This window comes from Herbiconiux aconitum, from assembly GCF_024979235.1.
Classification (GTDB): domain Bacteria; phylum Actinomycetota; class Actinomycetes; order Actinomycetales; family Microbacteriaceae; genus Herbiconiux; species Herbiconiux aconitum.
In genome coordinates this window covers 840,111-855,043 of record NZ_JANLCM010000002.1, presented here as the reverse complement: position 1 = coordinate 855,043, position 14,933 = coordinate 840,111, and the positions used below count along the sequence as shown (strand labels likewise).

Below are 14,933 nucleotides of genomic sequence, written 5' to 3'. Positions count from 1 at the left end.
CTCGCGAACAAAGATTGTCGTGAGTCAGCGAAGGTGAGGTCGACGTGTCGGCAATGAACAGTTTCGGATCGAAAGACACTCTGAAGGTCGGAGACACGTCTTATGAGGTCTTCAGAATCGACAAGGTCCCCGGGCACGAGAAGCTTCCGTTCAGCCTGAAGGTGCTGCTCGAGAACCTGCTCCGCACCGAAGACGGTGCGAACATCACGGATGCGCACATCAAGGCGCTCGGCGGGTGGATTCCGACGGCCGAGCCCGACACCGAGATCCAGTTCACCCCGGCGCGCGTCGTGATGCAGGACTTCACCGGTGTGCCCTGCATCGTCGACCTCGCGACCATGCGCGAAGCGGTCAGCGCCCTGGGCGGCGACCCCACCAAGATCAACCCGCTCGCTCCGGCTGAGCTCGTGATCGACCACTCGGTCATCGCCGACCTCTTCGGCACCGAGAACGCCCTCGAGCGCAACGTCGAGATCGAATACCAGCGCAACGGGGAGCGCTACCAGTTCCTCCGTTGGGGCCAGACCGCGTTCGACGACTTCAAGGTCGTGCCGCCCGGAACCGGCATCGTGCACCAGGTGAACATCGAATACCTGGCGCGCGTCACCTACACCCGCGAGGTGGTCGACTCCTTCGGCCAGACCGTGCTGCGGGCCTACCCCGACACCTGCGTCGGCACCGATTCGCACACCACGATGGTCAACGGCCTCGGCGTGCTCGGCTGGGGCGTTGGCGGCATCGAGGCCGAGGCCGCGATGCTCGGCCAGCCGGTCTCCATGCTCATCCCGAAGGTCGTCGGGTTCAAGCTGAACGGCTCCATCCCGCCCGGCGTCACGGCGACGGATGTCGTGCTCACCATCACCGAGATGGTGCGCAAGCACGGTGTGGTCGGCAAGTTCGTGGAGTTCTACGGCGAAGGAGTCGGCCAGGTTCCGCTCGCGAACCGGGCCACCATCGGCAACATGAGCCCGGAGTTCGGCTCCACGGCCGCCATGTTCCCGATCGACGACGTGACCCTCGACTACCTGCGCCTCACCGGCCGCAGCGACGAGCAGGTCGCCCTGGTCGAGGCCTACTCGAAGCTGCAGAAGCTGTGGCACGACCCCGAGCAGGAGCCGGTGTTCAGCGAATACCTCGAACTCGACCTCGCCACCGTCGTGCCCTCCATCTCGGGCCCGAAGCGCCCGCAAGACCGCGTGGAGCTGAGCGTCGCCAAGTCGACCTTCATCCGCGACCTCGAGAACTACGCCAACACCGACCAGGATCTCTCCTTCGTCGACGCCGCCGTCGAGGGCACCTTCCCCGCCTCCGACCCGCTCGGCTTCACGGCGCAAGACGAGGATTCCGCTCACGAGTACTCGCACACCCACGTCAGCCACGCCCCGGGAGTGCTCTCGCGGCCCACGGCGGTCACGACCGCGAGCGGCGACAAGTACACGCTCGACCACGGAGCCGTCGCGGTCGCGGCGATCACCTCGTGCACCAACACCTCGAACCCCAGCGTCATGCTCGCCGCCGGCCTCCTGGCCCGCAACGCGAACAAGCTGGGCCTCAAGGCGAAGCCGTGGGTGAAGACCACGCTGGCCCCCGGCTCGAAGGTCGTCACCGACTACTACGCGAAGGCCGGCCTGACGGGCGACCTCGAGGCGCTCGGCTTCTACACGGTGGGTTACGGATGCACGGTGTGCATCGGCAACACCGGCCCGCTGATCGACGAGGTCAGCTCCGCGATCAACGACAACGACCTCGCCGTCACCGCGGTGCTCTCGGGCAACCGCAACTTCGAGGGCCGCATCTCGCCCGACGTGAAGATGAACTACCTCGCCTCCCCGCCACTGGTCATCGCCTACGCCCTCGCCGGCTCGATGAACTTCGACTTCGAGGTCGACGCGCTGGGGCAGGACAAAGACGGCAACGACGTGTTCCTGCGCGACATCTGGCCCGACGCGGCCGAAGTGCAGCAGACCATCGACACCTCGATCAACACCGAGATGTTCACCCACGAGTACTCGAGCGTCTTCGAGGGCGACGAGCGCTGGCGTTCGCTGCCGACGCCCACCGGCCCGGTCTTCGAGTGGGACTCGGAGTCGACCTACGTGCGGAAGCCCCCGTACTTCGACGGCATGACCCTCGAGACCACCCCGGTCTCCGACATCGCCGGCGCCCGCGTGCTCGCGAAACTCGGCGACTCGGTCACCACCGACCACATCTCGCCGGCCGGCAACATCAAGGCCGACAGCCCGGCCGGGCACTACCTCGACGAGCACGGCGTCGACCGCAAGGACTACAACTCCTACGGATCGCGCCGCGGCAACCACGAGGTGATGATCCGGGGCACCTTCGCGAACATCCGTCTGAAGAACCAGCTGCTCGACGGCGTGGAGGGCGGTTACACCCGCGACTTCACCCAGGCCGAGGGCCCGCAGTCGTTCATCTACGACGCCTCGCAGAACTACCAGGCGGCAGAAACGCCGCTGGTGATCTTCGGCGGCAAGGAATACGGATCGGGTTCCTCGCGCGACTGGGCCGCGAAGGGCACGTCGCTCCTCGGCGTGAAGGCCGTCATCGTGGAGAGCTTCGAGCGCATCCACCGCTCCAACCTCATCGGCATGGGCGTGGTTCCGCTGCAGTTCCCGGCCGGTGAGAGCTGGGCGTCGCTCGGTCTCGACGGCACCGAGGTCGTTTCGATCTCGGGCATCGAAGAGTTGAATGCGGGCGTCACCCCGAAGACGGTGCGCGTCGTCGCCGAGCCCAGCGAGCACTCGCCCGCCGGCAAGGAGACGATCGAGTTCGACGCCGTGGTGCGCATCGACACGCCCGGTGAGGCCGACTACTACCGCAACGGCGGCATCCTGCAGTACGTGCTGCGCAGCCTCGTCTGAGTTCTCGGACCGGTCTCGAACGAACGGTGAGGGCACCCACGCGCCCTCACCGTTCGTTCATTTCGTTCGGCGTAGACTGCGGTTTCAGCGTGTGGTGGGAAGGTGGAACACATGAGCCTGCTCGAAGGAATCAACGAACCCCGTGACCTCGACTCCTTGTCGGCCGAGGAGCTCGAGACTCTCGCAGCCGAGATCCGCGCGTTCCTCATCGCGGAGGTCTCGAAGACCGGCGGTCACCTCGGCCCGAACCTCGGTGTGGTCGAGACCACCATCGCCATCCACCGCGTTTTCGACTCCCCGCGCGACGCGATCGTGTTCGACACGGGTCACCAGTCCTATGTGCACAAGCTCCTGACGGGGCGCCAGGACTTCTCGAGGCTCCGGCAGAAGGGCGGCCTCGCCGGTTATCCGCAGCGCTCGGAGAGCCCGCACGACGTCGTGGAGTCCTCCCACGCCTCGAGCTCGCTCTCCTGGGCCGACGGCATCTCCCGCGCCTTCGAGATGACCGGGCAGACCGACCGTCACGTCGTGGCCGTGGTGGGAGACGGCGCGCTCACCGGCGGCATGACCTGGGAGGCGCTCAACAACATCAGCGACGACAACTCGCGCAACCTCGTGATCGTCGTCAACGACAACGGCCGTTCCTACGCCCCGACCATCGGCGGCATGGCGCGCTACCTCAACACGGTGCGCACGAAGAAGGGCTACCACGACCTGCACCAGTCCAGTCGCAAGATGGCCGACCGCCTGGGTGCCCCGGCGCGGGCGCTCTACCGCGGGGCCCGGGGTGGCCTGCATGGTTTTCTCAGCCGGATGACCAACAACTCCTCGCTCTATGCGAACCTCGACATCAAGTACCTCGGCCCGATCGACGGTCACGACCTCGAGGCCATGACCGAGGCCTTGCAGCAAGCCAAGCAGTACGGCGCTCCGGTCATCGTGCACGCCATCACCGAGAAGGGCCGCGGCTACGAGCCGGCTCTCACGGATGTGGCCGACCAGTTCCACGCCGTCGGCCAGATCGACCCGGAGACGGGGGAGCCGCTGTCGGCGCCCTCGGGCGCCCCCTCGTGGACCGGTGTCTTCGCCGACGAGATGGTGCGTCAGGCCGAGCAGGATGACACGATCGTGGGCATCACGGCCGCCATGCTCCGCCCCACGGGGCTCCACAAGTTCGCCGAGCGCTTTCCGTCGCGGGTGTTCGACGTCGGTATCGCCGAGCAGCACGCCGTGACCTCGGCGGCCGGGCTCGCCTTCGGCGGTCTGCACCCCGTGGTGGCGCTCTACGCCACCTTCGTCAACCGCGCCTTCGACCAGGTGCTGATGGATGTCGGGCTCCACCAGGCCGGCGTCACCTTCGTTCTCGACCGCGCCGGTGTGACCGGGCCCGACGGCGCGAGTCATCACGGCATGTGGGATCTGGCGATCCTGCAGGTCGTGCCGCGCATCCGCCTGAGTGCGCCACGCGACGCCGAGCGCTTGCGCGAGGAGCTCGCCGAAGCCGTGCGGGTGACCGACGCTCCCACCGTGATCCGTTTCCCCAAGGGCAACGTCGGTCCTGACATCCCGGCTCTCCGGCGCACGGTCGACGGTGTCGACGTCTTGCGGGAAGACGCGCAGAAAGACGTGCTCATCGTCGCCGTCGGCGCGATGGCCGACCTCTCACTGAAGGTCGCCGAGCTGCTCGAGGCGCAGGGCATCGGCAGCACCGTCGTCGACCCGCGCTGGGTGGTGCCCGTGCCGTGGAGCATCATCGAGCTGTCGGATGCGCATCGCATCGTCGTGACCATCGAAGACGGCGTGCGGGTGGGCGGCATCGGCACGCGCATCCGTCAAGACCTGCGTGAGGCCGGCGTCGACACGGCGGTGACCGAGCTGGGGCTGCCCGACGAGTTCCTCGAGCACGCGACCCGCTCCGAGATCCTGCAGCGGGTGGGGCTCACCCCCGAGCAGATTGCCGAAGACCTGATCGCTCAGGTACGCGGCAACAAGATCCCGATCGCCCGGCCCATCAGCGCCACCCCGAGCGACACCGACACGCTTCACCGCCTGGTGCGATAGACCGCTCCGATCGCTCCCGACGGGAAGAGCTGGGTGCTCACCAGCTCGAACGTGTCGCTGATGCCCGAGACGGGCAAGAGCGGTGCGCCTGCTCCGAGCACGACGGGCATGGTGGTGAGCAGGATCTCGTCGAGCAGACCGGCGTCGGCCACCTGAGCCGCGACGACTCCGCCCCCGACGATCCAGATGTTCTTGCCACCGGCCGCCGCCACCCAGTCTTCGTGCAGCGTCGCGACGTCGCCCTGCGACATCCGGATGTCGCCGCCGGCCACCGTGGGCAACTCGCGGCTCGTGAGCACCCACGTGGTCTGCTCGGGGTAGGCCCACTTCTCGGCGCCCTCGCCCAGCACGAACTCGTAGGTGCGCGACCCCATCACCACGACACCGACGTCGGCCAGGAAGGCCTGGTAGTCGGCGGTGAACTCGTCGAACCCGAACTGCATCAGCCAGTCGAGCCCGTTGTCGCGGTCGGCGATGAACCCGTCGATGCTGGCGGCCACGTAGTACTGCGTCTTGGTCATGCGCTGACGCTACCCGCGCCCACCGACATCCGCCGGAGAACTCCAAACGAGGCGCGAACCGTAGCCCTAGAGACCGGCGGTTCGCGCCTCGTTTGGATTAGTCCGCGCGAAACTACTCCACGCCGCGGATGACGGGGTGGTGGAAGGTGTCGCCGAAGACGCGCTCCGAGGCCCCCACACGGTCGAGGTAGGGCGTGAGGCCGCCCATTTGGAACGGGTAGCCGGCGCCGAGGATGAGGCAGAGGTCGATGTCCTCCGCCGCGTGTACGACGTCGTCGTCGAGCATCCGGTGCACCTCGTCGGCGAGGCCGTCTTCGACGCGGCGCAGGATCTCGGCCTCGGTCATCGGGTTCGCCTCGCCCTTCGGCGGGGTCACGATCGCGACGGCCTTCTTGTCGAAGCCCGTGATCTTGCCTTTGCCGTCGCGGTCGAAGATCTTCCCGTGTTCGGCCAGCCCGTGCAGGTTCTCGCTCTCGAAGAATCGGTCGGGGAAGGCGGCGTGGTGCGTGTCGAGCACGTGCGCCCCCACCTTGAGACCCACCAGCTCGAGCAGTTCGAACGGGGTCATCGGCAGGCCGAAGGGATCGAGCGCCCGGTTCATCACCTCGAACGAGGTGCCGGTGTCGACGGCGTGCATCGCCTCGCCCAGCACCTTGGCCAGGATGCGGTTCACCACGAACCCGGGGGTGTCGCGCGTGATCACGGCGTTCTTCTTCAGCTTCGCAGCCGTGACCATCGCGGTCGACAGCGTCGCCTCATCCGTCGCCGGCGCGTTCACGACTTCGACCAGCGGCATGACCGCCACCGGGTTGAAGAAGTGGAAGCCCACCAGGCGCTCCGGATGCGCGAGCTTGGCACCGATCTGCTCCACCGAGAGCGAGGAGGTGTTGGTGGCCAGCACGGCGGTCTCGGAGACGTGCTTCTCGATCTCGGCGAAGACGTCCTGCTTCACCCCGAGCTCCTCGAACACGGCCTCGATCACCCAGTCGGCGTCGTTGAACTCCGCCTTGTCGGTGGTGCCGTGGATGAGCGCGTTCAGGCGGTTCGACTCATCGGGGGAGATGCGACCCTTCGACAGGAGGGTGGCGATCTCGCCGCGGATGTAGTCGAGCCCCTTGTCGACACGGGCCTGGTCGAGGTCGGTGATGACCACGGGCACCTGCAGGCGGCGCACGAACAGCAGCGCGAACTGCGAGGCCATGAGGCCGGCGCCGATGATGCCCACCTTCGTGACGGGCTTGGCGAGCGCCTTGTCGGGCGCGCCGGCCGGCCGCTTCGCGCGCTTCTGCACGAGGTCGAACGCGTAGATCGAAGCCCGGAACTGGTCGCCCGCGATGAGCTCGGCCAGCGCGTCGTCTTCGCGCGCGAACCCTTCTTCGGGTGTGCCCGATTTGGCGGCCTTCAGCAGGTCGAGCGCGGCGTAGGGCGATTTCGCGACGGTGCCGATGCGCGACTCGAGCATCTTGCGGGCGATGCCGATGGCGACATCCCACTTCACCATCCGCTCGATCTTGCCCGGCTCGTTCGGTCGCTTGACCTTCACGGCGCCGGTGAGCACGCCGTCGGCCCAGGTCAGGGAGTCTTCGAGGTAGTTCGCCGGCCCGAAGATGGCGTCGGCGATGCCGAGGTCGAAGGCATCCTGACCCTTCAGGGTGCGGTTGTTCTTCAGAGGATTCTCGACGATGACCTTCAGCGCGTTCTCGATGCCGATGAGGTTCGGCAGCAGGTAGGCGCCGCCCCAGCCAGGGATGATGCCGAGGAAGACCTCGGGCAGCGCGAGCGCCGGAGTCGAGGAGTCGATGGTGCGGTAGTCGGCCGCCAGAGCGACCTCAACGCCGCCGCCGAGGGCGAGGCCGTTGACGAAGGCGAAGGAGGGCACTCCGACGTTCTTCATCTTGCCGAAGACGAAGTGGCCGAGCTGCGCCATCTTCTTGGCGACGGCCTGGCTCGGGATCTCGCCCACCTTGCTGAGGTCGGCACCCGCGGCCAGGATGTACGGCTTGCCGGTGACGGCCACCGCGTCGATCTCGCCGGCCGCGGCCCGCTCGGTCAGCGCATCCAGAGTCTTCCCGTATTCCATGAGGGTGACCGGACCGAGGGTGTTCGGCCGGGTGTGGTCGCGCCCGTTGTCGAGCGTGATGAGGGCGAGCGTTTTGCCGCTCGGCAGACGGATGTCGCGCACGTAGGAGTGCGTCACCACCTCATCGGCCGACAACGCCTCCAGACCACTGAAATCGATGGTGGAGTAGTCGGTCATCGCCCTGCCCTCTTGCTTGCCTTCTTGTTCCAGTTCGGGTTCTCCCAGATGACCGTGCCGCCTTGGCCGAGGCCGACGCACATCGCGGTGACGCCGTAGCGCACCTCGGGGTGCTCCTCGAACTGCCGGGCGAGCTGGATCATGAGTCGCACGCCCGAGGAGGCGAGCGGGTGGCCGATGGCGATCGCTCCGCCGTATTCGTTGATGCGCGGGTCGTCGTCGTCGATGCCGAAGTGGTCGAGGAACGACAGCACCTGCACCGCGAAGGCCTCGTTGAGTTCGAACAGACCGATGTCGTCGATCGAGAGGCCCGCTTTGCGCAGCGCCTTCTCGGTGGAGGGCACCGGACCGATGCCCATGATCTCGGGCTCCACGCCCGCGAACGCGAACGACACGAGCCGCATCTTGACCGAGAGGCCCAGCTCCTTGGCCATCGACTCGCTCGCGATGAGCGATGCCGTGGCACCGTCGTTCAGGCCCGAGGAGTTGCCCGCGGTCACGCGGCCGTGCGGCCGGAACGGCGTGCGGAGGGCGGCGAGGCCCTCCATCGTGGTCTCCGGGCGCGGCGCCTCGTCGCGGGTGGCGAGTCCCCAGCCCTCGGCGCTCTTGGTGGCCACCGGGATGAGGTCGAGCTGGATCTTGCCCGCCTCATAGGCCGCGGCGACCTTTTGCTGGCTGCGCATGGCGTAGCGGTCGGAGCGCTCCTTGGTGAGCTGCGGGAAGCGGTCGTGGATGCGCTCGGCCGTGTTGCCCATGTTGAGTGCCTCGGCGCTCACCAGCTTCTCGGCCAGGAAGCGCGGGTTCGGGTCGGCGTTGAAGCCCATCGGATGCCGCCCCATGTGCTCCACGCCGCCCGCGATCGCGAGATCGTAGGCTCCGAAGGCGATGGCCCCCGCAGTGGTGGTGACGCTCGTCATCGCGCCCGCGCACATCCGGTCGATCGCGTAGCCCGGCACCGAGAGCGGCAGGCCCGAGAGGAGCGCTGCCGTGCGGCCGAGGGTCAGACCCTGATCGCCCTGCTGCGTCGTCGCCGCGATCGCCACGTCGTCGATGAGCTCTTTCGGCACCTTCGGGTTGCGTTCGAGCAATCCGATGATCGCCTTGACGACCAAGTCGTCGGCTCGGGTCTGCCAGTACATGCCCTTTTCGCCCGCACGCCCGAACGGGGTGCGTACACCGTCGACGAAAACGACTTCAGATCTTTCGGCCACTATGCCTCCTGGGATTGGATCGGGTTCGAGTCTAGAACCGCCCATTCCGCGGCCGGAATCGATTGACTGTTCCTACGAATCGTCTTCCGCGGGGTTCTCCGGCACTTGGTGAGGATCTACAAAGGCCTGCAGGATCGGCTGTGCAGTCAGTTCAATCTGCCACGGCCGCGCACCGAGCTCGCGGAGGCCGTCGGAGACGGTCTCGAGCGTCAGCGGATCGGGCGCGTTCCACGAGATCCGCCGCAGGAAATCGGGGGTGAGCAGGTTCTCGACCGGGATGTCGTGCTCGGCTGAGACCTCGGCTAGAGCGACACGAGCAGCTTTCAGCCGGGCATCCGCCTCGGGATTCTTGTCCGACCAGCTGCGCGGCGGAGGCAGGGTGTCGGTGGCCCGCCGCTGCACCGGGATGTCGTCGGTGGTGAGCGCGCGCTCGATGGCCGCCCACCAGCGGTCGAGTTCTGAGCGGCTGGCGCGACCCGAGAACTGCTTGAGGGCGGCGAGGTCGCGACGCGAGGTGGGGAGGGCTCGCGCGGCCACCAGCAGCGACGCATCCGGAACCAGTCGGCCGGGCGCGGTGTCGGTCTCGCGAGCCAGTTCGTCGCGGGCCAGCCAGAGTTCGCGGGCGGCGGCGAGGTGGCGGTCGGCGCGCAGGGCGTGGATGCCACTGAGCCGGCGCCAGGGCTCGGCGAGCGGCGCCTTCTCCTCCTTCGCCACCACGGCGGCGAACTCCTGCGCGGCGATCTCGAGCTTGCCCTGCTCTTTCAGGAGCACGGCCATGGAGTCGCGCAGGTCGATCAGCAGTTCGACGTCGAGCGCGGCGTACTCGAGCCACGAGGCGGGCAACGGGCGAGTCGACCAGTCGGCTGCGGAGTGCTCCTTGGCGAGGTGCACGCCGAGCAGCTCCTCCACCACGGTTCCGAGTCCGACGCGGGGGATTCCGAGCAGGCGGGCGGCGAGTTCGGTGTCGAACACAGTCGTCGGGTCGAGGCCCACTTCGCGCAGGCACGGCAGGTCTTGGCTGGCCGCGTGCAGCACCCACTCCACGTCGCCGATCACCGACTGCAGCGGAGCGAACTCCGCGATCGCCGGGGGATCGATGAGGAAGGTGCCGGCGCCGCGCCGGTAGAGCTGGATGAGGTAGGCACGCTGGGAGTAGCGGAAGCCACTGGCGCGCTCGGCATCGACGGCCACCGGGCCGGTGCCGAGCGCGAGCGCTTCGACCGCGTCGTGGAATTCGTCGACCGTTGCGATGACGGTGCGTTCAGGTACTTCGATCAGTTCTGGTTCACTCACGTTTGGCTCGCCTGGTCTGCAGCATCGTCACGCCATCGACGACGGGTGGCAGACCGGCCAGCATGCAGAGGAGTTCGCTCCAGCCCTCGACATGGGCCTGGAGATTGTGGTCTGTAGGGGTCCAGGATGCCCGCAACTCGATCTGAGCGCCATCACCCTGGCTCGACAACTCGCCGAAACCGGTCGAGATGATTTTCGTTGCGGTGCCGGATGCGCTCGTGTAGTTGGCGCCACGGGCATCCAGTGCGTCGACGAGCCACGACCAGGCGACGTCGGCGAGGAAGGGGTCGAGACCGATCTCGGTCTCCAGCGGCGCCTGCGCGAAGCAGACCACCCGGAACTCCCCACCCCAGGCCTCGGGCCGCTCCGCGTCGTAGAGCAGGATGAAGCGCCCCGTTCCGAGTTCGGAGTCGGCTCCGTGCCGCGCCGGCGTGACGTCGGCCGCGAGGGCGACGGCGTGCGGGGCGAGGTTCGCGGGGGCGGGGATCTCGTGCACCACGAGCTCCGCGCGCGTGTCTGCCCGTCGCAGCGAGTCGAGTGCTGCGCCGAATGCCGCCGGGACGTCCGGCGTGAAGGGGGAATCGGCCACGTCTGCAGACTAGAGTTCTTTACGTTCCGGCGGGCGCAGGCACGCCGGATGGAATCGTGGAGGGACGGCGAATCGTGGGCTCGAAGGCATCCGAACCGGCCCGGGTTCCCGGCTGGGCCGTCGTGGCGCTGGCCGCCGGCACCGTGGCGACTCTCGCCGCCGCTGCGGGCGCCGTGATGACTGCCCTGATGTCGCGGGCCATCGTCGTGCCCTCCGTGCCCGTCGACGATGTGCGCATCTTGGGCTATGACGAAGAGAACGGCACCGTGGCGCTCTCGGTCAACCCCGACTCGATCCTGCCCGGTCTTTACAGCCTGCGTTTCTCCGGCGACAGCGGCCACGCGCGCCTCGGGGAGGTGCTGAGCGTCTCGGACGGCATCGTGGTGCGCTCGGTCATCCAGGTCGATTACGGCGACCTCGCCGCGGCCCGCAACGGGCGCATCAGCGGGTGGTTCTACATCCATCCGCGTGAGCTCGACGTGCCGGTCGAGGATGTCGAGGTGTTCACGCAGGTCGGGCCGGCACCGGCCTGGTTCGTGCCGAGCATCGACGGCTCCTCGCAGAAATGGGTCATCCAGGTTCACGGCCGCGGCGTGCGCCGAGGCGAGACGATCCGTGCCATCCCGGTCTTCCGGCAACGCGGCTACACCACGTTGAGCATCTCCTACCGCAACGACGGCGAGGCACCGCGCTCCTCCGACGGCCGCTACGCGCTCGGCGACACGGAGTGGCAAGACCTCGACGCGGCAATCACTTACGCGGTCGACCACGGCGCGACCGACATCGTGCTGATGGGCTGGTCGATGGGCGGTGCGATCGCATTGCAGGCGATGGGGCGCGCGGTGCATCGCGACCGCATCCGGGCCATCGCGCTCGAGTCGCCCGCGGTCGACTGGCGCGATGTGCTGCGCTACCACGGCCGCGCTCGGCACGCGCCCGAGCTCGTGGGCGATGCGGCCTTCGCCACCATCACGCATCCGTGGGGCGGGGTGGTCACCGGTCAGCACCAGCCGCTCGACCTCGACCGCCTCGACTTCGTGAAGCGCTCCGACGAGGTCGACGTTCCGCTGCTCATCCTGCATTCCGACGACGACGGATACGTGCCGTCGACCGGGTCACGCAAACTCGCCGAAGCGCGCCCCGACCTGGTGACCTTCGTGCCCTTCTCGGTGGCACGCCACACCAAGCTCTGGAATTACGACCGCGCCAAGTGGACCACCGCGATCGACGACTGGCTCACCGCCAACGCCCTCTGAGCAGCCTGGACTTCTCCAACCAAAATGCGAACCAGTGGCCCATAGGGGTTAGGTCGGCTCCTCGTTTGGAGAAGTCCGGCGGTCACGCAGCGAGACGCTCGCGGATCTGCCGCTTCGTGCGGCCGAGCAGCGCCGTCATGCCCCGGATGCGCAGCGGCGACACCGCCTCGGTGAGCCCGATCGTGTTCGGGAAGTCGTCGGGGATGCCGAGCACCTCGTCGACCGAGAGGCCGTCGATGCCCTGCACGAGGATCGACGCGAAACCGCGCGTGGTCGGCGACTCCTTCGGCGCCGTGGCGAACAGGTGCACCACGCCGTCGGTCACCTCCACGAAGATGAACACCGGCGATTGGCACTCCACCACGCGTTCGAACAGATCCGGATGCTCCTGGTAGCGCGGGGGGAGCTCCGGCAGCTCGTTCGAGAACTCGAGGAGCATCTCGAGGCGGTCGCGCTGTTCGAGCGCGAGGAAGTCATCCCGGATCTGGGCCAGCGACTGGGGGAGCATGGTGTCGGTCATCCCTTCCAGTATCCCTCCCGTTCGCGCCGTCGAGGGCGTCAGCGAGCCGCCGGCACCTCGCCGCGCTCGGCGCCGCGCACGATCGGCACGCGCACCGTGCTGCCCCACTCGGTCCAGGACCCGTCGTAGTTGCGCACGTCGTCGAAGCCCAGGAGGTGCGTGAGCACGAACCAGGTGTGGCTCGACCGCTCACCGATGCGGCAGTAGGCGATCACCGGCTCGCCGTCGACCAACCCGGCCTCGTCGCGGTAGATGGCATCCAACTCGGCGACCGTCTTGAACGTGCCGTCGTCGGCGGCCGCCCGGCCCCAGGGCACGTTCGCCGCGCTCGGGATGTGGCCGGCGCGCAGGGCGCCCTCTTCGGGGTATGCGGGCGCGGTGGTGCGTTCTCCGCTGTACTCCTCGGGGGAGCGCACGTCGATCAGGGGGTGGCCCAGGTGCGCGAGAACGTCGTCTTTGAAGGCCCGGATGTCGGAGTCGTCGCGCTCGACGACCGGGTAGTCCACGGCATCCGGAGTCGGCCGATCGGTCGTGATCGGGCGGCCCTCGGCGATCCATTTGTCGCGTCCGCCGTCGAGCAGGCGCACGTCGTCGTGGCCGAACAGGGTGAACACCCAGAGCGCGTAGGCGGCCCACCAGTTGTTCTTGTCGCCGTAGATGACGACCGTCGAGTCGCGCGAGATGCCCTTGCCGCCGAGCAGTGCGGCGAATGCGGCGCCGTCGATGTAGTCGCGCTCGACCGGGTCGTTGAGGTCGGTGTGCCAGTCGATCTTCACGGAGCCTGGGATGTGCCCGGTCTCGTAGAGCAGAACGTCTTCGTCGGACTCCACCACCACGAGCCCGGGTTCGCCGAGGTGCGCTTCGAGCCAGGCGCCCGACACCAGGCGTTCGGGGTGGGCGTATCCGACGAACTTCTCGGAAGGATCGGTCTCGACAGTCATTTCACAACCTCCAGTTAGGGTAGGTACAACCCCCACAAGAATCTATGTCTTCCCGACTCCCCGCTGCACATCGCGGGTCACATCTCGACATACAGGACCAACAGATGACAGGTGAGCGGCAGGCCGTCGCCCCGCGCTTGACGGAGCGCTCCCCTTCGATCTCCGGCGCCGAACTGGCCGGCACCCTCGTGCCGCCGCGGCAGTTCGACCAGGCCTCGTTCGAGAACTACCGACCCGACCCCGACTACTCCTCGCAGGCCGACGCCCTCGCGCGTCTCCGCGCCTTCTCGGAGGGCTGGAAGCCCGCGAAGGGCGGCGGCTTCTTCGGCCGCTCGAAGAAGGCACCGGATGCCAAACCCGGCGTGTATCTCGACGGCGGCTTCGGCGTCGGCAAGACCCACCTGCTCGCAGCCCTCTGGCACACCGCGCCGGGCCCGAAGTACTTCGGCACGTTCATCGAGTACACCGCCCTGGTGGGCGCCCTCGGTTACGCGAACGCCGTGAAGCTGTTCACCGGCGCGAAGTTCATCGCCATCGACGAGTTCGAGCTCGACGACCCGGGCGACACCATGCTGATGACCCGGCTGCTCGGCGAACTCGCCGCGAAGGGCACGCGGCTGGCGGCCACCTCGAACACCCCGCCGAACGCGCTCGGCGAGGGGCGCTTCGCCGCGGCCGACTTCCTGCGCGAGATCCAGGCCCTCGCCGACCGCTTCGACATCATCCGCATCGACGGCCTCGACTACCGCCGTCGCGACATCGAGGGTCACGCCGCCACCTTCGAGACGGTGGACGAACTCGAATCCGCTGTCGACATCCGTCTCGCCGCGGGGGAGCACCTCACGGTCGACTCGTTCAGCGAGCTCGTGCACCATCTCGGCACCATTCATCCTTCCCGCTACATCAAGATGATCGACGGGGTCGACACCATCGCCCTCAGTGACGTGACACCGCTGACCGACCAGACGGATGCGCTGCGGTTCGTGGCGTTCATCGACCGGGTGTACGACGCACAGATCCGCATCCTCGCCTCCGGCATCCCGCTCGACCAGGTGTTCGCCGGCGACATGCTGAACGGCGGTTATCGCAAGAAATACCTGCGCGCCGCGTCGCGCCTGATCGCCTCCGCCACGCACTGAGGACCCTCCGAGCCCCCTCCGAGACTCCATCGACCCCCCTCCCATGGGGGGTTTCGGCTCTCGACGGATTCTCCGTCGGCCGAAACACGATGTTTACAAACGCCCTCACCGTGTAACACGACGTACACAAACTACGTCTTCCCGCGAAACCTCTCTTGGGCAGACTGCCCCTTGCCTGCAATTGCGCCGACGGCCCCGTGCTAGCCGTGACGAACACAGCAATTCAGACTTACCCGCCAGCACGTTCTAGAGAGGTAACCCTG

11 protein-coding genes are annotated in these 14,933 nt (G+C 67.6%); 4 read left to right on the top strand and 7 right to left on the bottom strand.

From position 1 onward, the window contains the following. Positions 1 to 44: 44 nt before the first annotated feature. Together acnA and dxs are read left to right on the top strand one after the other, a co-directional pair. Positions 45 to 2,882, top strand: a complete 2,838-nt coding sequence (acnA, locus tag N1027_RS15565) for an aconitate hydratase AcnA (protein ID WP_308199802.1) — start codon at positions 45 to 47, stop codon at positions 2,880 to 2,882. Between the two features lie 111 nt (positions 2,883 to 2,993). Next, the gene (gene dxs, locus N1027_RS15560) at positions 2,994 to 4,943 is read left to right on the top strand and encodes a 1-deoxy-D-xylulose-5-phosphate synthase (protein ID WP_259509044.1); all 1,950 of its coding nucleotides are present in this window, start codon (positions 2,994 to 2,996) and stop codon (positions 4,941 to 4,943) included. Here dxs and N1027_RS15555 read toward each other — a convergent pair. The 5 genes from N1027_RS15555 to N1027_RS15535 all read right to left on the bottom strand — a co-directional run bounded on the left by N1027_RS15555 (position 4,925) and on the right by N1027_RS15535 (position 10,814). Beyond that, on the bottom strand, positions 4,925 to 5,464 hold the full coding sequence (locus N1027_RS15555) for a dihydrofolate reductase family protein (RefSeq protein ID WP_259509043.1): 540 nt from the start codon (positions 5,462 to 5,464) through the stop codon (positions 4,925 to 4,927). The genes dxs and N1027_RS15555 overlap by 19 nt on opposite strands. 112 nt (positions 5,465 to 5,576) lie before the next feature. Continuing rightward, positions 5,577 to 7,721 (bottom strand): 3-hydroxyacyl-CoA dehydrogenase NAD-binding domain-containing protein, encoded by a 2,145-nt coding sequence (locus tag N1027_RS15550; RefSeq protein ID WP_259509042.1) that lies wholly within the window; start codon positions 7,719 to 7,721, stop codon positions 5,577 to 5,579. Continuing rightward, positions 7,718 to 8,932 carry a thiolase family protein gene (locus N1027_RS15545; protein ID WP_259509041.1) on the bottom strand — a complete coding sequence of 405 codons (1,215 nt, stop codon included), beginning with the start codon at positions 8,930 to 8,932 and terminating at the stop codon, positions 7,718 to 7,720. Before N1027_RS15545 ends, N1027_RS15550 begins: the two co-directional genes overlap by 4 nt. A gap of 72 nt (positions 8,933 to 9,004) precedes the next feature. Then, positions 9,005 to 10,225, bottom strand: a complete 1,221-nt coding sequence (locus tag N1027_RS15540; protein WP_259509040.1) for a ribonuclease D — start codon at positions 10,223 to 10,225, stop codon at positions 9,005 to 9,007. Then, positions 10,218 to 10,814 carry a DUF3000 domain-containing protein gene (locus N1027_RS15535; RefSeq protein ID WP_259509039.1) on the bottom strand — a complete coding sequence of 199 codons (597 nt, stop codon included), beginning with the start codon at positions 10,812 to 10,814 and terminating at the stop codon, positions 10,218 to 10,220. The genes N1027_RS15540 and N1027_RS15535 overlap by 8 nt, the downstream gene beginning before the upstream one ends. A 56-nt stretch (positions 10,815 to 10,870) precedes the next feature. On the opposite strand from N1027_RS15535, the gene N1027_RS15530 reads away from it, so the two are divergent. After that, entirely contained in the window at positions 10,871 to 12,070 is a 1,200-nt protein-coding gene (locus N1027_RS15530; RefSeq protein WP_259509038.1) for an alpha/beta hydrolase family protein, read from the top strand. Positions 12,071 to 12,152: 82 nt separating this feature from the next. Here N1027_RS15530 and N1027_RS15525 read toward each other — a convergent pair whose 3' ends face one another. Continuing rightward, positions 12,153 to 12,590 carry a SufE family protein gene (locus N1027_RS15525; RefSeq protein ID WP_259509037.1) on the bottom strand — a complete coding sequence of 146 codons (438 nt, stop codon included), beginning with the start codon at positions 12,588 to 12,590 and terminating at the stop codon, positions 12,153 to 12,155. A 38-nt stretch (positions 12,591 to 12,628) separates the two neighbouring features. Further along, a complete protein-coding gene (locus tag N1027_RS15520) occupies positions 12,629 to 13,531 on the bottom strand; it encodes a sulfurtransferase (protein WP_259509036.1) in 903 nt (300 codons plus the stop codon). 104 nt (positions 13,532 to 13,635) lie between these two features. On the opposite strand from N1027_RS15520, the gene zapE reads away from it, so the two are divergent. Beyond that, positions 13,636 to 14,670 (top strand): cell division protein ZapE, encoded by a 1,035-nt coding sequence (gene zapE, locus N1027_RS15515; protein ID WP_259509035.1) that lies wholly within the window; start codon positions 13,636 to 13,638, stop codon positions 14,668 to 14,670. Positions 14,671 to 14,933 lie beyond the last annotated feature (263 nt).